A 17,378-nucleotide genomic window follows, 5' to 3' on the forward strand; every position below is an offset into this window, starting at 1 on the left:
GGGCTCCTATCGGCGTTGTGGAGAGCGTTGCGGTCGGTTGGTCTGTTCCACGCGCTGGCGGGCGCGCTCTCGCCAGTCCATCAGCTCCTCGAGGGGCATGGGGGCCATCTCAGCCGGCCCCCAGTGAAACACCATGGCGATATCCGCCATGGCGTCATCGACATAGGCGGGCAGGATTACGTGTCGCTGTCCTCCGCCCGCTTGCCCAGCAAAAAACGGCTCACCTTGCTGCCCAGCTGCACCAGGTCGGCCGGGTCCATCTTGCGCAGCTCGGCCTCGGTGAGGGCGGGCTCGGTGATGCGCGGCAGCACCTTATGCAGGCTGTGGGTATCCATGTTCAGCAGATCGACCAGGGCCACGCCGCGCAGGGCACCGCTGAGCGGTTTGCGCACGGTGATCTCTGTCACTGTCTTGCTGCCGCGCTGGATCGGCGTATCGAGGGTGACGGTTTCGGTGGGTATGCCCGGCGCGGTGGCGGGGGCGGTGTCTTTGGCTTGCTCGTCCATGGTCTCTCCTGGAGCGGATCAGGCCGCCGGGTGGCGGCCGGGAGTGGGGTGGTTTAGACGCCGAGGTTCCGGCGTCGCTGGGCGTAGCGGTCCTCACCGCGCACGCGGAACACCATGCCGGGCACGTCGCGCTCGATGATCACTTCACCGTCGACGGTCAGCTTGAAGTAGCTCAGCGTGGTGGTGACGCTGATCTGGTTGTTGTCGCCCTTGCTGGCGTCGCCCAGGGCGATGGTCTTGTGGCGGCCGCGCATGACGATCTCGACCGGGACGGTTTCGCCGGTCTCGTCGCTCTCGTAGCTACCGGTGAGGCGCAGCAGGGCGGCGTCGTGGATCGGTGAGCCCCAGGTATCGAAGATCTCGACGATCATGCCGCCGGCGGTCCACTCGAACACCTGCAGCTCGGCGCCCTGGTCGACTTCGATGGGCCCATCCATTCCGCCGCCTTCGTACTCGACCATGCGGCGTGCCAGCTCGGGCAGGGTGAGCTCGGGGATCTGGCCCTGCCAGTTGTTGCCGTCCCCGAACAGGTTAAAGTCCTTGAGAATCTTGGGAAGTGCCATGCTCAGCTTCTCCTAATTGGTTACCGAGGCCGAACCGGCTCAGGCGGCGGCGACGCGGTCGGCGAAGTCGACCAGGTAGCGATCGGTGATGCGCTGCATCAGGTTGAGGTTCTCGAGCGGCGGCACGGGGGTGTAGTCGTAGTCGATGAACAACTTGCCGTCCTTGAGGGATTCGGGGCTGTTGGCGGACTCGTCGAACCACGCCTCGCCGCCCATCAGGTAGCCCAGGCGTACCCATTCGCGGAATTTTGCGTTGATGCCCTCGATGATGTCGCGCACCAGGCTGGGGTGCATCGGCTTGTCCACGGCCCAGAGGTGCGCCTCGGCGAGGGTGTCGGCGATGACCTGGGCGGTGCGGGTGTAGTTCTCGAAGGCAAACAGCGGATCGTCTGACGTGGTACGCGAGCCCCAGAAACGGAAGCCGTTGCGGTTGATCAGCGTGGTGACCTCGGCAGCGTTGAGGTAGCCGGCGTCGGTGTTGGGGTCCTGCAGATCCCAGAACACATCCTTGCTGATGCCGGTCACGCTGTTGACCGGGATGTTGGAGAGCGTCTTGTGCCAGCCGAATTCCTGGTCCAGCCGGGCGCGGTGGCCGAGGGCCTTGGCCACGGCGGAGAGCGGGCGGGTTTCCTCGGCGTCGACGTCGAAGGCCTGGAAGTCGGGCCAGATCACCATGGCCTCGCGGGCGCCGAATGCCTCGCGGTACATGGCGGCCTCTTCCTTCGTCTCGCAGCCGTGGGCACTGACGTAGGCGAAGGCGCGCAGCTTCTTGGCTGTGGTAATCAGCTCGGCGGCCACGCTCTCGTCGTCCAGCTCGGGCACGCCGAGAATGCGCGGCTTGATGCCGAAGCGCTGCTCGGCAGCCAAGAGCGCCTGCATGCCGGTTTTCTGGCCCGATTCGGTGACGCCGCCGATGAGGTTCGCGGTGGTTTCGCCGGCATCGGCGCCTTCCTCGACGCGGACCGCGACCACCAGAGTGCGAGCCTCGGCGACGATGGCCCGCAGCGAGCGCGCCAGGGTGCCGCCGGTACCGGCCTTGCCGATGGCGGCATACAGATCGGTGAGCAGCACAGGGGTATCCAGCGGGAAGAGGTCGGCATCGGCCTCCGGCCCGGTAGCCACCAGGCCGACGACGGCCGTGGCAACGGTACGGATCGGGCGCGTGCCCTCGTTGATTTCGTGGACGCGGACGCCGTGATGGTATTGATCGGGCATGGGGGCTCCTGCGCGGTGGCGGGTGGCGACAGATCGGGCGTGATGCCGTCACCGTGCCCCGCACGCGCGCAAGGGGCCATAAGGGGGGCGTGTACCGGAGAGATGGTACATTGCGGGCTGTATTCGAGTAAGATTTTCAGAGCATGAAAGCCCCAAGAGGTGTGTCTGATGTCTATATCGCTATTAGTGGGTGCGCTTTCGGAGGGCAGTTAAGTTGAATGAATAAAATCTATAAGGAGGGGGAGTGAAGACGGTCAATGTGTGGATCGTAATCTGCGTTGCCATTGTTTCTTTAATGGCAATAGGGTTTTACGCAATTAATTTTTGGGGAAGCCCGATATCTGACGATACAAGTGCTTGGGCCGATTTTTCCACTTACGTGTCTGGAACGGTCGGGGTCGCAGCAGTTGTAGGGACATTAATGGCTTTTGTAATAACTTTGAGGCAGCAGCAAAGGCTTATCGATAGTCAGGAGGAAATGCTTATAGAGCAGCGGGTCCAAATATCAATAATGAAGAAGCAAGGGGAGGAGCTAAAGAAAAAGAACAAGATCGACATTGCATATAGCAGTACTGCCGCACTTTTTCCTGATTTTTGTAAGAATTTTGAGCTGTCTATAGAGAGAGGTGTGTCTGTTTTTTCTAAAGAAAGAGAGTTGAGCGTTGCTTTTGATGAGCTGGGCTATAGCAAATCGTTTGTTAGATCGACGATGCTAAACAGTCCGAATAAGTTATTGTCTGTAGCGCATATGGTCAGGGTGGGTGAGTTGGAAAGCTATGTTGGTCGTGTTTTTGAAAATATCAATAGGCTCTACTGCTTCATGGTTAGACAAGTTGAGGCGGCGCCGGAGTTGAAATTTTATTTTGAAAACTATCTTTTCTCAGGGAGGGGATGTGATAATATTTATTATTTCCACTTGTATCAGTCCTACTTGGTAGGGCGTGGAGAAAAGGAGCTTTTAGAAAAAGGTGTTAAATATTTGAATTTGTGGCATCACTACCCTGATGATCAAACTGCAATGTTTCATTGGGCGGAAGTGGGTAGAGTAATTCAAGAAAAAGTAGCGACAAACGATTAGCGCTTAACGATTCTCAAATTGCTCCAACTGATGAGACAGATTCTAGAACTGCTAGCCGCTGTGGGGTGGCCTTGGTGAGGATGGAAAGCCCGCCGGGTGGCGGGCTATGGCTCAGTAGAGGATTGGCCAGTAAGGCCATAGCCGTGCAGTAAGCTCTAGCAGTTGGTTGAGTAGCTGGAGCACGATGAGCAGAATTTCGTAGCGCATCATAGGTCCACCTCCAATGCATAGCGTCGAAGGTGGGTTGAAATGAGCCGTTGGCAGGAGGCTCGGCCTGATCTAGGATAGGTCATGCAGTAACCCTCGTTGAAGGCGCGCTAACGCCTGAGACTCCGAAGCCCTGGTCCCCACGACCGGGGCTTCGTTCGTTACGTGGTCTATTAACGACTGAATTCTCGGTCGGATCAAGCACCACAGCTAGACATTATTTTTAACGCTAGCTATTGATACCCCTAAGTTTTTGATTGGGAAGGGGGACGCCATCTTGTGCTTTTTTAAACGGTCCATTGCCTTGCTGCTCAGCAACTGTTCAAAGTGAGTGAGCTCTCGACACGTGAACTCAGGGTAACCCACAGCTCTGGAAGGAAGCGGCAAATAATCAACGCAAGGGTAGAAAAACCCGCCGAATGGCGGGCGCTATGCTCTCTCTGTATAGGGCAGCAATTAGCTACCAAGTGACGGCCTCGATGGCCGCGCGCTTGGCGTCGTCGTCGAGATTCTCGTCCTCGAGGGCGGCGTCGATCGCATCCTTGCGCAGCCAGGATCGGCCGTAGATCTGTTCGATGTGCTCCAGAGCGGCCAGGGCGAGGGCGTCCATTTGCTCGGCCGTCAGCGTGCGGTTGACGTTCGAGAGGCCGCGAAAGGTGAAGGTGGTCTCGGTGTCGCCGGCCGCGAGCAGGCGCTGCGCCTTGGCCGATAGGCCCAGCAGGTTGATCTGATCCTGCGGCCGGGTCTGCACCACGTCGTCATGCCCTGCAATCTTGTAGGGCAGACCGGCGGCGAAGGCGCGGTCGCGCTCGGCGTCGATCTCCTGTCGTTTGCGGGCGGCGAGGGTTTCGAGGTCCGGCGGCGGGATTGGCACCCAGGCGGGGCGGCCGTGCTCGTCGGCGCCGCGCCTCATGCCTTTAGGGGGCTCACCCTGGCCGTAGATTTTCCATTCTTGGTCGGTGACTTTTATAGCATCGTCTGGCCATTTCCCGCTTGACTCGTAATCGTCCCGCACTGTCGCTGGGTAAAATGCATTCTTGTGGCTGCTGTAGTACATAACCATTCCTCAGTGCCCGATTGCTAAATAGGAGCATGCATCATTAGCAGATTCAGAGAGAACTACGAGGCCTTCTGTTTCGCTAATGATAGCCCCGCCAACATACCTCAATGCAGATGTGGGAGTTCCCGTAACTTCTGTGCATAGCAGCCTTAAACCTGCATTTGGAAATGCGATGGGGAAATTGAAAAACGCATGGTTCGAACTATCAATGGACACCCGCCCCCACTGGAATATCAAGCCACCCAACCAGCTTGGCAAGATAAGATACCCTTGGTTTCCTATGCTGTATGACACTCCCCAGCGCAGCTTTTTCGGCGTAACAAACTTGGCATCATCCGTGCCGGCATCGACGGTCGATTGACTAGCAATTCGATCATCGATCGCGCCTTTCACCCGGGCCGGCGTCATGGCTCGGGTATTGTCAGTCCCGGCCAGCGCCTGGGCATTGGTCGCACGTTGGATCATGCCCTGTGCGGATTCCGTAGCGCCGGGGTGCTCGCGGCTCTCCTCATGCGCCTTGCGTTGATCGTCGACGTACTTGCGCGTGGCCAACACCACGCTGGGATCGATCTTCAGCTGAACGTTGGCCGTGTTGCTGAGGACCAGGTGCATGCGCACCACCTGGTTGCGGCCGCTGCCCTGGGCGAGCAGGGGCTTGTAGCTGGGCGGGCAGTTGGCCACTGCAACGAAGTCGCCGTCTTCGTCCTCGAGGCCTAGCTCGCGGATCCACCAGCCGCCGACGTTGGGCGGCAGCACGACTTCTGCGATCAGGATAGCCGGGTTGTCCGAGTCAACAGAGAGCTGATTGATAGCGGCGCGGTGCCGCTGGTTGATCAGTTGGGTTTGATCATGCTCGGGTACCGGGTCTGTTCCGTTGGCATCGCCGATCAGCATGTGCGTGAGTTTCCAGGGGATCCCGAGCGCGTTGGCATTGGCCTGCTTGGCCTCGCCAATGTCGGTCAAGAAGCCGCCGAAGGTGGAGTTCTCATTGATCATAGGTGGACATCCATCGTGTCATTGGAAGTGGTGACCAGGGCCTGGCGGGTGTGGCAGACCACGTCGATGTCGGGGCTCTCCCAGGGCAGCACGTCGAGCTCGTCGCCGTCGTTGATGGCAACGCCGAAATAGGTGTTCAGGTAGGTACTCAGAGTGATGTCGAGGCCGGTGATGTGCCGGGTGAGCGGTTTGGCGTCAGCAATCAGGCGTTCCAGCTCGATGAACATCGGCTCGGTGATGCCCTTATCGAGAACACCGATCCGAAGCGCGAAGGTTCCCCGGGGTCCTTCGGGCTCGGTTTCCCACCACTCTTTCACCTCGAGCAGGTAGCCCAGCGGCTCGACGACGCGGCGCAGGGCGCTGATCGTGCCTTTCTTGCTGTGCACGTAGTGGGAGCTAGCGATCACAGAGCGCTTGGCGGCCTCTGACCAGCTCGGATCCCATCGGTCGACCGAGAACGCCCAGGCGAGGTAGGGCAGCAGGTGGGCCGGGCAGTCCCAAGGGTTCCACAGTTGGCGCAGCGGTACCGGTACCCGCTGGATCTCGGCGAGGGCTTCGGCGGCGGCGCGCTCGAGGGGCGAGGCGTTGGGCGGCAGCAGGGGGCGGCGCTGGTCACTCATCGGGCACCCCCACCACAACGCTGGTATCGGTGCAGCGGGCGGCCTGAGTCTTGGCGATGATCAGGTGCTCGGCTGGCTCGATCAGATTGACGTGCTCGACGCCCTCGACGTGCAGGGCCGCTTTTATGGCGTCGCGATAGATGCTGACGCCGAGGCGGCGGCGCTGGCGGTGCTGGGCTTCGATGTAGCGTTGCAGCCGGGCGTTTGCGGCTTCGAGGATCGGCTCTTCGGCACTGCTGGCCCCCTCGAAGAGCTGCAGCTCGGCAATGATCTGGTAATCGATGATCTCGGCTGACTGCACTGTCACGCGGTCACCCACCGGGCGAATATCCTCGGCAGAGAGGGCCTTGCCAACGATGCCGAGTAGCTCCGGGCTTGCCTCACCGTTTCCCTCTCGGGACAGGACGATGATTAGTGCCTCGCTGGGCTCGGGCGAGAGGGCGCGGACATCGGCAACGCGGCCGTCGGCGCTACGGGCGTGGAACTCATAGGCACCGGTGGGGCCGGCGACGCTGAGGCCTTCCCATGATTCCTGCCCGCGCAGGCGTAGCTCGGTGTTGCCCTCGTAGGTGGGCGCTACCGGCGGGGTGGCGGTGGGGTCGCCGGGGTCGATCATGAGGCGTTGAACGTTGTAGTTGGCGACCAGGTGATCGAGGTCTTCGTCGTTGGCGTACGCGAGCATGACGGCGCGGGCGGCTTCGTTGACGCGCTGCCGCCAGTGGAGCTCGCGGTATGCGTTTTCCTGCAGCAGCAGGGTGAGCGGCTCGGATTCCAGCTCTAGGGTGGCTTCGACGTCGTCGCGGCGCTCGGCCGACACCAAGGCGAGAAGCGCGGCCTTGCGCTCGGCATAGACGGCCTCGTAGTCGAGATCTTCGACGACGGTCGGCGGTGGGAGCTGGGAGAGATCGATAGGGCCGCTCATGCAATGGGTACCTCGAGCTGCAACGGTTGGCCGGTGCGGGTCTGACCATCAATCTCGAGCACGGCGGCGCCGGGCTGGGTGGTGCTGACGCGGCGGCGAATGGCCGTCACTCTGATACGCGGTTCCCAGCGGATGATTGCCATGATGCTGGCGGCGTAGGCTTGCAGCAGTGTGGCGTCATTCAAGGGTGCGTCGATCAGCTCGGGCAACAGGCTGCCGTACTCGCGACGCATGACGCGGGAGCCGATAGGCGTGGTGAGGATGTTGCGCACGCTCTGGCGGATGTGATCGAGGCCTTCGAGGCGCCGACCGGTTTGCGCGTTCATTCCGGTCATCTACACGACTCCGTAGGTGCCGGCCGAGCTGCCGGTTGTCACGGGCACTTCAGCGTTGCTCTGGATCTCATCGACGACAGCGTTAGCGATGGCCTCGGCCAGTCGGTCCACCCATGAATGTTCGCCTTCGCGCTCGGCGCCAAGGCCAGCGAACTCGGCGGCTATACGTACCTTCAGGCTGTCTTTGTCGAGGGCCATGGCTATTCCCCTGCGGTGACCGTGCTGGACCCGTCGCCATGCGGCAGGCCGGTCAGGTGGCAGATATGGGCCGTAGTGACGACGGCGCTGCCGCCGTTGTGGTGGATGCTCTCGGCGTCGATGGTGGCCTTGCCGGCAGTTTTGACGTGGACGGCGCCGACACAGTCGATGGTGAGGGTTTTGGCTTCGTGGTCGTACTCGATGCGAGTGCCGTCGGGCAGCCAGCGGCCGATGACGTTGGGGCTGCTGTTGGGGGCCGGGTGGGCTTCCTGATAGATGCCGGTCAGCACCACGGCGGCGGCGAGGTCGCCACCGGGGGAGAGCAACACCACCTGTTCGCCGACGGTCGGCGGCGACCAGGTGCGGGTGGTACCGGCTCGGGCTTCGAGCCAGGGCAGCCAGGCAGTGAGGAGCTCGCCGGCCTTTACCCGTACGCGCGCGGTGGCGTGGTCCACCTCGGCGATTGTGCCGAGGCGGATCAGGTTGTTAATCAGGCGGAGTAGTTCGGCGACGTTGTTCATAGGGCCATGCTGTCGCGCGCGGGTAGGGGGCGGTAGCGGTGGGGAATGTACCGGGCGAGCGGTACACGCCTGGTCAGGTGAGGTGGTCGATCAGGTTGTCTCGGATGCGCTCGCGATCGGCGCGGCTGAAGCCGAGCAGCTCGCGCTGCGGGTAGCGCACGGTAGGGCCGCCAGGCGCGACGCGGTCGCGCAGGCCAAGCTGGTGAACCCGGGCGATGCTGGCTACGCGGCCCATGAAGCGAACCACGGCGGCATCGGGGCCTGCGCTCATGGTGAGATAGCGGGCGCTACGCAACTTGGAGAACATTGCCTTGCGACGGATGCTGCCGGACTGGCCGCGTAGGGCGCTTCGGGGCTGATAGGCGCTGCCGTCGGGGTTGCGTTGGGCCTTGATGCGCTCGCGCTGACTGATGCGGTTCTCTCGGGCGATCTGGCGGGCCAACTGGCGACGCTCACCGGGGCTGAGCTTCTCGATCAGCGGCTCGAGCCAGCGCTCGAACGATTCGAGGTCGCGCTCACTCATCGGTGGGGCTCTCCCAGCTGCTGGCCAGCTGGTAGGCATCTTCCCCGGGCGCCTTGGTGTGAAGCTCCCAGGAGAGCGCCGGGCAGACCTCTATCGGATAGGCGGGCATACGGTGCTCGGCGTTGATGGTGCCGGTTTCGCAGTTCACCAGGGCGATGACGCGCTCGGTAAGCCGCACGGTGAGGGCGAGATCCCAGGCGTCGTTGCTAAGGATCTCGGCCTCGAGGCGTATGGCCTCGTCGGGGTCGAGGTCGGGCTGGTAGCGGCTGAGCCACTGCAGCAGCGGGATCATCAGGGTATCCAGGCTGCCGCTGTAATCGGTGACGACGATCTGGGCGTCGACGCGGTACTCGTGGCTGAGATGCTGTCCACGAGCGAAGGCGATGCCGCCATCCTGCACGAAGGTAAGTAGCTTCTCGGGACCGCGCTTGAGGTCGGGCACGGCCTCGAGCAGGTGCTTGCGCAGGGCTTGCAGCTTGATCATTGGCGGGTCTCCGAATGGCTTTCGATGGCGTCAACCAGGCCGTTGTGGCGCGTGGCGCAGCGGTGGTACTGGCTGGCCCAGGCGCTCATGGTGAGAGCGACGTCGCCACCGGTGCCGTCAGTCAGCTCCGGCAGCTCGACCGGACAGCGCTGCAGCAGGCTCTGCTGGATCGGGAGCGCGGCCGGTGGCGGCGTCGTTGAGCAGGCGGACAGCGTCATCGCCAAGGCAGACGTTGCGATACAGCGGTTTCTCGATCTCACGGATGATTCCCCTGTCGATGACTCGCTCGTTGGCGGTGAGCTCGGCGAGGCGGGCTTCGACCCCGGCAGCGATCTCGCTTTCGCGGGCGAAGGCTGCGTCGATGGCGAGGCGGAGCGCCCGCTCGGCTGTTAGGCGGTGGCTGTCTTCGTACCAGCCGCGGGCCTGCCAACTGCCGGCAGCGGTGGCTACCAGCAGCAGGGCGAGGCCTGCCAGGCGCAGCTTGGTCATGCGGCTTCGCCGTAGGTGTCGGCGCAAGCGGCTTCGATCAGCACGTTGCCGACCGCCTCGACCAGGCGTCGGCGGTTGGCGATGTACTTTGCCAAGTCGCTTTTGTTCGAGATGAAGAACAGTTCGACGATGATGCCGCCGCCGTCCCGGATGAACCCGAAGCGACTGTGCTGACGCGACACGGCACCATCAGGTCCACGATTGGCGATGCCAAGTGTTTCGCTGATGGCCTTACACAGCACTGCTCCGAGCGGGTAATCGTCGGGGTGGGACAGGGTTTCCGTGCCCGTGGCGCTTGGATTCACCGCGGCATTGCAGTGAAACTCGACGGCGAGCTCGTGGGACTTGGCGGCGCCGATGGCTTCGACCAGCGGTAGGTTCTGCCCGGGATGGCCGTCTTTGTCGAACAGCACCTTGCCACGCAGGTAGGCGGCGAGCAGGTCGCGGAACTCGAGCACGATATCGGCTTCCGTGTAGCCGTGTCCGACGGCACCCGGGTCGGTGTCCGAGTGGCCGGCGGCGATGAACAGAGATTTAACCTGAGTGGCAGCGGGGGTGAGCGGATGGGTCATGTCATTGTCTCCGGCGTGGGCGGAACAAGTGGGCGAGGTTGCCGCCAGCGCGTAGCACCAGGGCGGCGGTAGCGGCGAGCAGCAGGGCGAGCCACCAGGCCTCCGGCTCACCGGCGGCGATGATGCGCACGACAATCACGGTGCACGTGACGACGGCCAGCCAGGCGAGGATGGCTACACCGGGTCGGTAGCGGCTGCCGTTGCGCCGAAACGTCAGGATGCGGGCGATGATCACCAGGGCGGCTATCACGGTCACCAGCTCGGCGATGGTCACTTCTTGCCTCCTAGCCAGGCCTTCAGGTCGAGGGTCTTGACCCCCTCGATGACTCTCAGCCCGGCGGTGATGGTCACCGCAGCGGCAACGAAAGCCGCCACGGCGCTGTGGTCGATGATGCTGCCGAGCATCGCGGGGCCGCCCAGATAGCCGATCCAGAACGAGATGGCGAGATAGGCGAGGCGCTCGAACAGCCCGAGATCCTTGGCGCTGATCACGAACAGGCTCGCGCCGCAGAACGCGCCAATGACGGCATTGGCGTCGATGCCCGGCAGCATGCCGATCACCACGGCGGTGAGCGTGGCGGTACCGGCGGCGGTGGTGGTGCTGGGTTCGGCCATGAGGTCCTCTGCGTATTGCGTTTCGTTATGTCCAGAGCTGAATGACGTCGCGCCGCTCTGGCTGTGGCGGGGCGTCGGGCAGCTTGACTGGGGTGCCCTCCGGCAGGATCGGGCCGAGCTCGGCCAGGCCGGGATTCAGCTGCAGCACCTGCTCGGTTACCGCTGCCGTGGCGCCGAGCACGCGGTGGCAGAGTGCGTCGAGCGTTTCGCCCTGGTGGGCGCGCACGGTCTGCATCAGATCAGCTCCACGGTGCTGTGGGTGCGGCCGGTGAGTTCGGCGATTGCCCAGCGGGCATCGCCGCGGTAGTCGTCGGCGGCGAGATCCTTGGCTTCGCCGCGCTCGTCGCCCTCGCCGGTGGCGCTGTAGGAGCGATAGCGCTCGAGCAGGTCGGCGTGGGCCTGGGCGTAGACGGCGCGAAGGTAGAGCTGGGCATGGTGGCCTTCGATCTGCCAGGGCTCGAGCGGGATGGCCGCGGCGCTTTCGATGCTGGCGGCCAGTTGCTCGGCCTGGTAGTCGGCCAGTTGCCGGTTGACGTCTGCCATCGCCACGCGCAGCGCTTGTACCAGGCGGGGTGCGGTAACGGTGCCGTCGAGGCGCTCGGCATCGCGGAAGTCAGACGGCGATACCGCCGGCCAGAAGCCGTTGTTGACGATCTCCTCGAGGGGCGTTTCGGTCTTGCCGGTACCGGCGGCGATCAGCGACATGGCGACGACTCATGTAAGAAGGGGGTGGGCCGGGATCAACGAGATGGGGCCGTAGCCCGCTCTCCCCCGGCGCCCCCTTGGCGTCGGCGGGCGACTCTGGGTTAGCCCTGGGCGGTGTCGCCCGGGGCCACGTTCTTGAGCTCGCGTTCGAGCTTTTCGATGTCCTTTTTCACGCCGGCGCGGTCATTGAGCGACAGGGCGCGCTGCAGGTTGCCTAGGGCGGCCTCCAGCATGCCGGCGTCACGCTGGGCGTAGCCCCAGGCCTTGTGCAGCTTGGCGCGGATCTCGTCATGCATGTCGTGATCGGCGGTGATCGCCTGGGTCCGTTCGAGGATCTCGGCAATGCGAGAGGCGGCGGCACCATCGTCGGCGAGCATGCGCAGGGCCTGCTCGGCGATCTCCTCGGCGATAAGGCTGGGGGTGTCGCGCTCGTAGCGATCGGGTGTCTGCAGGTTGTGGCGCATGGCGTACTCGGCAATGTCCAGGGCGCCCTCGAGGGCACCAATGTCGATGCACCACACCAGGACGGTCATCAGCACGTCGTCCTGGGCGCCGTTGCCGGCCTCGAGCACGCCGGTCACGTAGTCGTCGAACTGTGGCAACAGCTCGCGCTTCTTCTCGATCTTGGCCTGCACGGACTTGATGCCCTTGAGGGTGCGTCGGGCTTCCCACAGCGCGGCGGCGTGCAACTCGTACTGATCACCGTTCTGGGGGCGGTTGGGCTGGGCAGTCCCCGCCGCCTGGGCGGCGGAGACGCGCTGGAAGTGCTTACGGGCGGGGCTTGTCATCGGGCCTCCTTATTCGCCGGTCCAGTCGCCGAACACGATGTTCTCGACGAGACAGCCGAAGCCGTAATCCTCGACCACGTAGGCGTCGTTCGAGCTCTCGTAGTTCTCGATCCGGTTGCGCTTGGGGTTGTCGAGGATGTGCCGGCGGCGGCTGCCGAGCTGCCAGTAGAGCGAGAGGTTCTGCGGGCTGGTGATGAGCAAGCTGCCATCGGGAACAAAGGGCACGCGCACTGCTTGCTGACCGCCAACCCGCTTCTGGCTGACGATCATGTCCAGCGCGCGCTGTTCGGTGGGCGCGTGGTTCTGGTTGATCAACGGGAAGTACTTATCCGCCAGCAACTTCCGGCCCATGATCGAGGCCAGCTCGGTGGACTCGCGGTGCCAGGGGTCGATCATTTCGTTGACGACGTCGTAGACCAGGGCGTCGAGGTTTTCGTAATCGCCACCAGGGCCGACCCGCACCTCGCCTGCGTTGGCGCCTTCGCTGAGCACCCGGGCAGGGGCCTTTTCGCGATAGAGCTGCAGCCAGCCCTTGTTGACGTCCTGCAGCATCGGATTTTCGACGCGGTTGGTCTCGGTGGCGGCCGTGGTGCCATTGAAGCCCACCATGATGCGGTCGAGCGCCTGCTGGCGAATGATGGCGTTGCGCACGCGCTGCTGGAAGTCGGGGAAGCGGCTCCAGGCATCGAGCTGGGCCCAGGTGATGTAGGTATCGAACTCCGTCGACACACACTCATAGCTGGTGTCGGTGAGGTCGGTCACATCGCGCGGCGTGCGGTCCTTCTGGGTGACATCGGTGCGCCCGGCAATGGGACCGGTCACGCCCAGGCCGATCTTCTGGCCCTTGAGCTCGTCGACGCCGACGATATTGATCCGGTCGAGAAACTCGGAGCTTTCCTGGATCTTGGATTCCAGGGTCTGTTGCACCGACGGCGAGACGTTGAACTGCTCGGCGGCGCTCTCGACGCCTGAGAGCTGAGCGATGCGGTCTCGCAGCTGGTTGAAGGCCTTACGGGTATCGTTGCGCATCGGGGTTCCTCAGCAGTCAGTCAGTTGAGCGCCTTCGCCGCCGGTGGCAGGCGTGCGGGGCGGGGTGTCGGGGGTGCGGTCGAGCTGGTTGTAGAGCTCGTCGAAACGGCCCTTCAGCGCGGTGTGAGCGGCCTGCAGCTCGGAGAAGGCCTCGGCGGTGGGCCGGCCAGCGAGATCGTCGGCCAGGGCGCTGTGCTTCTGGACGAACAGGCCGAGGGTCTGCTCGAGGTCAGCGCGGAAGGCGGCGAAGCCCTTGTCCGTCTTGGCGTCGTGCTTCTTGAACAGCGCCATGACGCGCTCCATCAGGCTCGGGCCCTCGTCCGCCGGCTTCTCGTCGGAGAAATCCAGCTCGACTTCGACACCTTCGGAAAACAGGTTGCCGGGGTTGCGCTTGCGAGCGGCGAGCGGGCTCTTGTCGCCCTGCTGGGCGGAGAATTTGAGCATTTCGGTACCCAGACTCGCGGGGCTATCGGTCACTGCCAGGCCCTCGAGGTAGGCCTCACCGGAATCGGCGAACTTGGGGTTCACCTCAATGGAGGTGTAAACCTTCTGCCGCTGACCGTTGATCTCCTTCAGGCGATCGGTCGGGTCGATCTGCACGAAAAGCGCGAGCTTGCCGTCTTCGACTTCCTCGGCCTTGGCCGCGACGACGTCGCCCAGGGCGCCGAAATCGCTATCGGCGCGAATGCCGCGGATGTGCTCCATCCACACTCTCGCGCCGTACTTTTTCGGGTCGTAGTTTTCGGCCATCTGCTGGATCCACTCGCGTGAGATCTCGCGGCCATCTGTCGTAGCGCCTTGAGTGGCGACGCGGAACCATTTCATGAGGTGCCCTCGGCTGAGTTATCGGTCGGCTGGCTTAGGTTGCGGTCATGTGCGGTCAGGTTCCTCGCCCATGCGCGGGGCCTCAATCTGCCCGGCGTGTACGGCTCCCCTGGTACATGGCCCATGCCGATAAGGCGCTCACGCGCGCGGGTACGCTGGCCGCATGACGACCATGCCCCCCGATACTCTCGATTCGCCTCGCATCACCGCCCGCCACCTCTACTGGCAGGGGTGGCGGGTGGCTCGTATTGCCGAGTTCCTTGGGGAGAAGGCGGACACGCTTCATAGCTGGAAGCGTCGCGACAAGTGGGAGGAGGCCACGCCGCTCGAACGGGTGGAGGGCGCGCTTGAGGCGCGGCTGGTCCAGCTGATCGCCAAGCCTGAGAAGGAGGGCCGTGACTTCAAGGAGATCGATCTGTTGGGCCGGCAGATCGAGCGGCTGGCCCGGGTGCACCGGTACCAGGAGACGGGGCGTGAATCGGACCTGAACCCGAACATCCACGCGCGAAATGAAGCGCCGCGGCGAAAGCAGCGCCGCAACGCCTTGGATGAGGAGCAGGTTGAGCTGCTCAAGGCAGCCTTCCTGGAGACCAGCTTTCAGTATCAGCTTGGCTGGTACGAGGCCGGCCAGAAGCACCGCATACGCAACATTCTCAAGAGCCGCCAGATCGGCGCGACGTTCTTTTTTGCGAGAGAGGCGATAGTCGATGCCGCCGAGCACGGCCGCAACAAGATCTTCCTGAGCGCATCGAAGGCGCAGGCGCACATCTTCCGCAGCTACATCGTCCAGTTCGTGAAAGAGATCTGCGACGTCGACCTGAAGGGTGACCCGATCATCCTCGACAACGGCGCCGAGCTGCACTTCCTTGGCACTAACAGCAAGACGGCGCAGGGCTACCACGGCGACGTTTATTTAGATGAGTTTTTCTGGATTCACCGCTTCCAGGAGTTCAGGAAGGTGACGTCCGGGATGGCCATGCACAAGAAGTGGCGGCAGACGTACTTTTCCACCCCCTCGAGCCTGGGTCATGAGGCCTACCCGTTCTGGTCCGGCGAGCTGTTCAACGCGCGGCGGCCCAAGGCCGAGCGAGTCGAGTTCGACGTGAGCCATGCGGCGCTGGCGGACGGGCGGCTCTGCCCAGACGGCCAGTGGCGGCAGATCGTGACCGTGGAGGATGCGATCCGGGGTGGATGCGATCTGTTCGACCTGGACCAGCTGCGGCTCGAGTACAGCGTCGACGAGTTCAACAACCTGCTGATGTGCCAGTTCGTCGATGACAGCCAGTCGGCATTCCCCCTGGCCTTGGTCCATCCCTGCATGATCGACAGTTGGGAAGAGTGGGACGACTACCGGCCATTTGCGCCGCGCCCGGTGGGCGAGCGAGGCGTCTGGATCGGCTACGACCCCACCGGCACCGGGGAGGATGGCGATGGCGCCGGCCTCGTCGTGGTGCTGCCGGCCCGCACCAAGGATGAGAAACACCGGCTGCTCGAGCGGCACCGACTCAAGGGTGAGGACTACGAAGCCCAGGCGGCATTCATCAAGTCGTTCCAGGAGAAGTACCGCATCGAACACATTGGCGTCGATGTCACTGGCCTGGGCGAAGCGGTGGCCGAACACGTGGAGAAGTGGTTCCCCACCTTGGTGCGCTTCCGCTATGACCCGGCGGTCAAGGGCATGCTGGTCATGCAGGCCCAGCAGATCATGCGCAAGGGACGGCTCGAGTTCGATGCCGGTTGGAGCGACCTGGCCCAGAGCTTCATGGCCATCAAGCGCGAGCTGACACCGAGCGGGCGTCAGTACACCTACTCAAGCGGGCGCAGCCGCGCCACCGGTCACGCCGACCTGGCCTGGGCGACCATGCACGCCCTGCACAACGAACCGATCGACGGCCCGACCGAAGAGGGTGCGGGCTCCATGATGGAGATCTACGAATGAGCGAGACGACCAGCAAGCCGCGCATTCGCGTGCCGGCATACACCACAGACGGCGGGGCCAGCCGAATGGAGGCCTTCAGCTTCGGAGATCCCGAGCCGGTCACCAGCATGCGGGATATCTGGTATGAGGGGGTCTGGCTCACGCAGGATGAGTGGTACGAGCCGCCGATCCCTCTCTCGATCCTGGCCAAGAGTTACCGGGCCACCGCGCACCATGGCTCGGCGATGCAGGTGAAGAGAAATATCCTGCTCAGAACCTTCGAGCCGCACCCGCTTTTGAGCAGGCAAGTGTTCAGCGGCCTGGTTTTGGACTACCTGGTATTCGCCAATGGATACCTCGAGGAAGTGAGGGGGCGCCTCGGCCGGCGCCTGCCGTTTCGCCACCTGCGCGCCAAGTACATGCGCCGTGGCGGCATCGATGCCGATCGCTACTGGTGGGTACCCAACTACCTCGAGCGGGTAGAGCTGCCGAGGGGCAGGGTGGTCCACCTGCTCGAGCCCGACGTCGACCAGTCGATCTACGGGGTGCCCGACTATATCGGCAGCCTGCAGTCGGCCTGGCTCAACGAATCGGCCACGCTGTTTCGCCGGCGCTACTACCTCAACGGCTCTCACGCCGGATTCATTCTGTACGTGAACGACCCCGCCCAGGACCAGAAGGACATCGACGCGATGCGCCAGGCCCTCAAGGACAGCAAGGGCCCCGGTAACTTCCGCAACCTCTTCCTCTACTCCCCCAAGGGCAAGAAGGACGGAGTACAGGTGATCCCCGTGTCTGAGGTCGCGGCAAAGGATGACTTCTGGAACATAAAGAACCTCACGCGCGACGACCAGCTAGCCGGCCACAGGATCCCCCCGCAGCTCATGGGCATCGTGCCCACCAACTCAGCCGGCTTCGGCGACGTGGAGAAGGCGGCCCGGGTCTTCGTGGCCAACGAGCTCGAACCCCTGCAGGAGAGCCTGAAGGAGATCAACGAGATCGTGGGCGAGGAGATCATCAGGTTCCGGCCGTACCGCCTCGAGGAAGACGAGCCAAGCGCCGCCTGACACAACCGGATGCTCCGCTTGCCGCCCGCTGGGCGGCTTTTTTGTGCCTGCTCGTCAGCAAGCGCCACCTCATTCCTCGACCACCATGCCCCCAGGTCCATCACCTGCGCCGCGCCGCCTCCCCCCCGCCTGCGGGCTTTCT

26 protein-coding genes are annotated in these 17,378 nt (G+C 63.4%); 3 read left to right on the forward strand and 23 right to left on the reverse strand.

Going from position 1 to position 17,378, the window contains the following annotated elements:
• Positions 1 to 6 precede the first annotated feature (6 nt).
• From HOP59_RS23455 to HOP59_RS05970, 4 genes are read right to left on the reverse strand one after another with little or no spacing between them, the layout of a single operon-like run.
• Positions 7 to 150, reverse strand: a complete 144-nt coding sequence (locus HOP59_RS23455) for a GpE family phage tail protein (protein WP_267955215.1) — start codon at positions 148 to 150, stop codon at positions 7 to 9.
• Between the two features lie 26 nt (positions 151 to 176).
• A complete protein-coding gene (locus HOP59_RS05960) occupies positions 177 to 506 on the reverse strand; it encodes a phage tail assembly protein (protein WP_234253162.1) in 330 nt (109 codons plus the stop codon).
• A 53-nt stretch (positions 507 to 559) separates the two neighbouring features.
• A complete protein-coding gene (locus tag HOP59_RS05965; RefSeq protein ID WP_234253163.1) occupies positions 560 to 1,069 on the reverse strand; it encodes a phage major tail tube protein in 510 nt (169 codons plus the stop codon).
• A gap of 39 nt (positions 1,070 to 1,108) precedes the next feature.
• Complete coding sequence (locus tag HOP59_RS05970; RefSeq protein WP_234253164.1) at positions 1,109 to 2,284, reverse strand: phage tail sheath protein; 1,176 nt, start codon at positions 2,282 to 2,284, stop codon at positions 1,109 to 1,111.
• Between the two features lie 244 nt (positions 2,285 to 2,528).
• Between HOP59_RS05970 and HOP59_RS05975 the strand changes: the two genes are divergently transcribed.
• Complete coding sequence (locus tag HOP59_RS05975; RefSeq protein ID WP_234253165.1) at positions 2,529 to 3,362, forward strand: hypothetical protein; 834 nt, start codon at positions 2,529 to 2,531, stop codon at positions 3,360 to 3,362.
• Between the two features lie 667 nt (positions 3,363 to 4,029).
• On the opposite strand, the gene HOP59_RS05980 is transcribed toward HOP59_RS05975, so the two are convergent.
• From HOP59_RS05980 to HOP59_RS06065, 19 genes are all read right to left on the reverse strand, one after another.
• Positions 4,030 to 4,626 carry a DUF4376 domain-containing protein gene (locus HOP59_RS05980; protein WP_234253166.1) on the reverse strand — a complete coding sequence of 199 codons (597 nt, stop codon included), beginning with the start codon at positions 4,624 to 4,626 and terminating at the stop codon, positions 4,030 to 4,032.
• A 9-nt stretch (positions 4,627 to 4,635) separates the two neighbouring features.
• The gene (locus HOP59_RS05985; protein WP_234253167.1) at positions 4,636 to 5,625 is read right to left on the reverse strand and encodes a phage tail protein; all 990 of its coding nucleotides are present in this window, start codon (positions 5,623 to 5,625) and stop codon (positions 4,636 to 4,638) included.
• Positions 5,622 to 6,245 (reverse strand): phage tail protein I, encoded by a 624-nt coding sequence (locus HOP59_RS05990; protein ID WP_234253168.1) that lies wholly within the window; start codon positions 6,243 to 6,245, stop codon positions 5,622 to 5,624. Before HOP59_RS05990 ends, HOP59_RS05985 begins: the two co-directional genes overlap by 4 nt.
• The gene (locus HOP59_RS05995; RefSeq protein WP_234253169.1) at positions 6,238 to 7,167 is read right to left on the reverse strand and encodes a baseplate assembly protein; all 930 of its coding nucleotides are present in this window, start codon (positions 7,165 to 7,167) and stop codon (positions 6,238 to 6,240) included. Before HOP59_RS05995 ends, HOP59_RS05990 begins: the two co-directional genes overlap by 8 nt.
• Positions 7,164 to 7,502 (reverse strand): GPW/gp25 family protein, encoded by a 339-nt coding sequence (locus HOP59_RS06000; RefSeq protein WP_234253170.1) that lies wholly within the window; start codon positions 7,500 to 7,502, stop codon positions 7,164 to 7,166. The genes HOP59_RS05995 and HOP59_RS06000 overlap by 4 nt, the downstream gene beginning before the upstream one ends.
• Positions 7,503 to 7,700 carry a hypothetical protein gene (locus HOP59_RS06005; protein WP_234253171.1) on the reverse strand — a complete coding sequence of 66 codons (198 nt, stop codon included), beginning with the start codon at positions 7,698 to 7,700 and terminating at the stop codon, positions 7,503 to 7,505. It abuts the gene before it with no gap.
• Positions 7,701 to 7,702: 2 nt separating this feature from the next.
• A complete protein-coding gene (locus HOP59_RS06010; RefSeq protein WP_234253172.1) occupies positions 7,703 to 8,221 on the reverse strand; it encodes a phage baseplate assembly protein V in 519 nt (172 codons plus the stop codon).
• A gap of 73 nt (positions 8,222 to 8,294) precedes the next feature.
• Entirely contained in the window at positions 8,295 to 8,744 is a 450-nt protein-coding gene (locus tag HOP59_RS06015; protein WP_234253173.1) for a phage virion morphogenesis protein, read from the reverse strand.
• Positions 8,737 to 9,228, reverse strand: coding sequence for a phage tail protein (locus tag HOP59_RS06020; RefSeq protein ID WP_234253174.1), 492 nt, complete (start codon positions 9,226 to 9,228; stop codon positions 8,737 to 8,739). The genes HOP59_RS06015 and HOP59_RS06020 overlap by 8 nt, the downstream gene beginning before the upstream one ends.
• Positions 9,225 to 9,446 (reverse strand): Rz1-like lysis system protein LysC, encoded by a 222-nt coding sequence (lysC, locus tag HOP59_RS23680; protein ID WP_422676033.1) that lies wholly within the window; start codon positions 9,444 to 9,446, stop codon positions 9,225 to 9,227. The genes HOP59_RS06020 and lysC overlap by 4 nt, the downstream gene beginning before the upstream one ends.
• Positions 9,346 to 9,717 carry a hypothetical protein gene (locus HOP59_RS06025; protein ID WP_234253175.1) on the reverse strand — a complete coding sequence of 124 codons (372 nt, stop codon included), beginning with the start codon at positions 9,715 to 9,717 and terminating at the stop codon, positions 9,346 to 9,348. The genes lysC and HOP59_RS06025 overlap by 101 nt, the downstream gene beginning before the upstream one ends.
• Entirely contained in the window at positions 9,714 to 10,289 is a 576-nt protein-coding gene (locus tag HOP59_RS06030; RefSeq protein ID WP_234253176.1) for an N-acetylmuramoyl-L-alanine amidase, read from the reverse strand. The genes HOP59_RS06025 and HOP59_RS06030 overlap by 4 nt, the downstream gene beginning before the upstream one ends.
• Position 10,290: 1 nt before the next feature.
• Positions 10,291 to 10,563, reverse strand: coding sequence for a phage holin family protein (locus HOP59_RS06035; protein ID WP_234253177.1), 273 nt, complete (start codon positions 10,561 to 10,563; stop codon positions 10,291 to 10,293).
• Positions 10,560 to 10,904, reverse strand: a complete 345-nt coding sequence (locus tag HOP59_RS06040; RefSeq protein WP_234253178.1) for a putative holin — start codon at positions 10,902 to 10,904, stop codon at positions 10,560 to 10,562. The genes HOP59_RS06035 and HOP59_RS06040 overlap by 4 nt, the downstream gene beginning before the upstream one ends.
• Positions 10,905 to 10,929: 25 nt before the next feature.
• Complete coding sequence (locus HOP59_RS06045; protein WP_234253179.1) at positions 10,930 to 11,139, reverse strand: tail protein X; 210 nt, start codon at positions 11,137 to 11,139, stop codon at positions 10,930 to 10,932.
• Positions 11,139 to 11,609: a head completion/stabilization protein gene (locus tag HOP59_RS06050; RefSeq protein ID WP_234253180.1), complete on the reverse strand. Its 471-nt coding sequence runs from the start codon at positions 11,607 to 11,609 to the stop codon at positions 11,139 to 11,141. Before HOP59_RS06050 ends, HOP59_RS06045 begins: the two co-directional genes overlap by 1 nt.
• Before the next feature lie 101 nt (positions 11,610 to 11,710).
• Positions 11,711 to 12,397, reverse strand: coding sequence for a phage terminase small subunit (gene gpM / locus HOP59_RS06055; RefSeq protein ID WP_234253181.1), 687 nt, complete (start codon positions 12,395 to 12,397; stop codon positions 11,711 to 11,713).
• A 9-nt stretch (positions 12,398 to 12,406) separates the two neighbouring features.
• Positions 12,407 to 13,426, reverse strand: a complete 1,020-nt coding sequence (locus HOP59_RS06060) for a phage major capsid protein, P2 family (protein ID WP_234253182.1) — start codon at positions 13,424 to 13,426, stop codon at positions 12,407 to 12,409.
• Positions 13,427 to 13,435: 9 nt separating this feature from the next.
• The gene (locus HOP59_RS06065; protein WP_234253183.1) at positions 13,436 to 14,251 is read right to left on the reverse strand and encodes a GPO family capsid scaffolding protein; all 816 of its coding nucleotides are present in this window, start codon (positions 14,249 to 14,251) and stop codon (positions 13,436 to 13,438) included.
• A gap of 163 nt (positions 14,252 to 14,414) precedes the next feature.
• On the opposite strand from HOP59_RS06065, the gene HOP59_RS06070 reads away from it, so the two are divergent.
• Positions 14,415 to 16,190, forward strand: a complete 1,776-nt coding sequence (locus HOP59_RS06070) for a terminase large subunit domain-containing protein (protein WP_234253184.1) — start codon at positions 14,415 to 14,417, stop codon at positions 16,188 to 16,190.
• On the forward strand, positions 16,187 to 17,236 hold the full coding sequence (locus HOP59_RS06075; protein WP_234253185.1) for a phage portal protein: 1,050 nt from the start codon (positions 16,187 to 16,189) through the stop codon (positions 17,234 to 17,236). The genes HOP59_RS06070 and HOP59_RS06075 overlap by 4 nt, the downstream gene beginning before the upstream one ends.
• Positions 17,237 to 17,378: the final 142 nt, after the last annotated feature.

The sequence above is a fragment of the Billgrantia aerodenitrificans genome, from assembly GCF_021404405.1.
Taxonomy (GTDB): domain Bacteria; phylum Pseudomonadota; class Gammaproteobacteria; order Pseudomonadales; family Halomonadaceae; genus Halomonas; species Halomonas aerodenitrificans.

Coding starts and splice junctions, on each gene's coding strand:
- HOP59_RS23455 (WP_267955215.1), bottom strand. CDS start 150: ATGGCGGATATCGCCATGGTGTTTCACTGGGGGCCGGCTGAGATGGCC.
- HOP59_RS05960 (WP_234253162.1), bottom strand. CDS start 506: ATGGACGAGCAAGCCAAAGACACCGCCCCCGCCACCGCGCCGGGCATA.
- HOP59_RS05965 (WP_234253163.1), bottom strand. CDS start 1,069: ATGGCACTTCCCAAGATTCTCAAGGACTTTAACCTGTTCGGGGACGGC.
- HOP59_RS05970 (WP_234253164.1), bottom strand. CDS start 2,284: ATGCCCGATCAATACCATCACGGCGTCCGCGTCCACGAAATCAACGAG.
- HOP59_RS05980 (WP_234253166.1), bottom strand. CDS start 4,626: ATGTACTACAGCAGCCACAAGAATGCATTTTACCCAGCGACAGTGCGG.
- HOP59_RS05985 (WP_234253167.1), bottom strand. CDS start 5,625: ATGATCAATGAGAACTCCACCTTCGGCGGCTTCTTGACCGACATTGGC.
- HOP59_RS05990 (WP_234253168.1), bottom strand. CDS start 6,245: ATGAGTGACCAGCGCCGCCCCCTGCTGCCGCCCAACGCCTCGCCCCTC.
- HOP59_RS05995 (WP_234253169.1), bottom strand. CDS start 7,167: ATGAGCGGCCCTATCGATCTCTCCCAGCTCCCACCGCCGACCGTCGTC.
- HOP59_RS06000 (WP_234253170.1), bottom strand. CDS start 7,502: ATGACCGGAATGAACGCGCAAACCGGTCGGCGCCTCGAAGGCCTCGAT.
- HOP59_RS06005 (WP_234253171.1), bottom strand. CDS start 7,700: ATGGCCCTCGACAAAGACAGCCTGAAGGTACGTATAGCCGCCGAGTTC.
- HOP59_RS06010 (WP_234253172.1), bottom strand. CDS start 8,221: ATGAACAACGTCGCCGAACTACTCCGCCTGATTAACAACCTGATCCGC.
- HOP59_RS06015 (WP_234253173.1), bottom strand. CDS start 8,744: ATGAGTGAGCGCGACCTCGAATCGTTCGAGCGCTGGCTCGAGCCGCTG.
- HOP59_RS06020 (WP_234253174.1), bottom strand. CDS start 9,228: ATGATCAAGCTGCAAGCCCTGCGCAAGCACCTGCTCGAGGCCGTGCCC.
- lysC (WP_422676033.1), bottom strand. CDS start 9,446: ATGACGCTGTCCGCCTGCTCAACGACGCCGCCACCGGCCGCGCTCCCG.
- HOP59_RS06025 (WP_234253175.1), bottom strand. CDS start 9,717: ATGACCAAGCTGCGCCTGGCAGGCCTCGCCCTGCTGCTGGTAGCCACC.
- HOP59_RS06030 (WP_234253176.1), bottom strand. CDS start 10,289: ATGACCCATCCGCTCACCCCCGCTGCCACTCAGGTTAAATCTCTGTTC.
- HOP59_RS06040 (WP_234253178.1), bottom strand. CDS start 10,904: ATGGCCGAACCCAGCACCACCACCGCCGCCGGTACCGCCACGCTCACC.
- HOP59_RS06045 (WP_234253179.1), bottom strand. CDS start 11,139: ATGCAGACCGTGCGCGCCCACCAGGGCGAAACGCTCGACGCACTCTGC.
- HOP59_RS06050 (WP_234253180.1), bottom strand. CDS start 11,609: ATGTCGCTGATCGCCGCCGGTACCGGCAAGACCGAAACGCCCCTCGAG.
- gpM (WP_234253181.1), bottom strand. CDS start 12,397: ATGACAAGCCCCGCCCGTAAGCACTTCCAGCGCGTCTCCGCCGCCCAG.
- HOP59_RS06060 (WP_234253182.1), bottom strand. CDS start 13,426: ATGCGCAACGATACCCGTAAGGCCTTCAACCAGCTGCGAGACCGCATC.
- HOP59_RS06065 (WP_234253183.1), bottom strand. CDS start 14,251: ATGAAATGGTTCCGCGTCGCCACTCAAGGCGCTACGACAGATGGCCGC.
- HOP59_RS06070 (WP_234253184.1), top strand. CDS start 14,415: ATGACGACCATGCCCCCCGATACTCTCGATTCGCCTCGCATCACCGCC.
- HOP59_RS06075 (WP_234253185.1), top strand. CDS start 16,187: ATGAGCGAGACGACCAGCAAGCCGCGCATTCGCGTGCCGGCATACACC.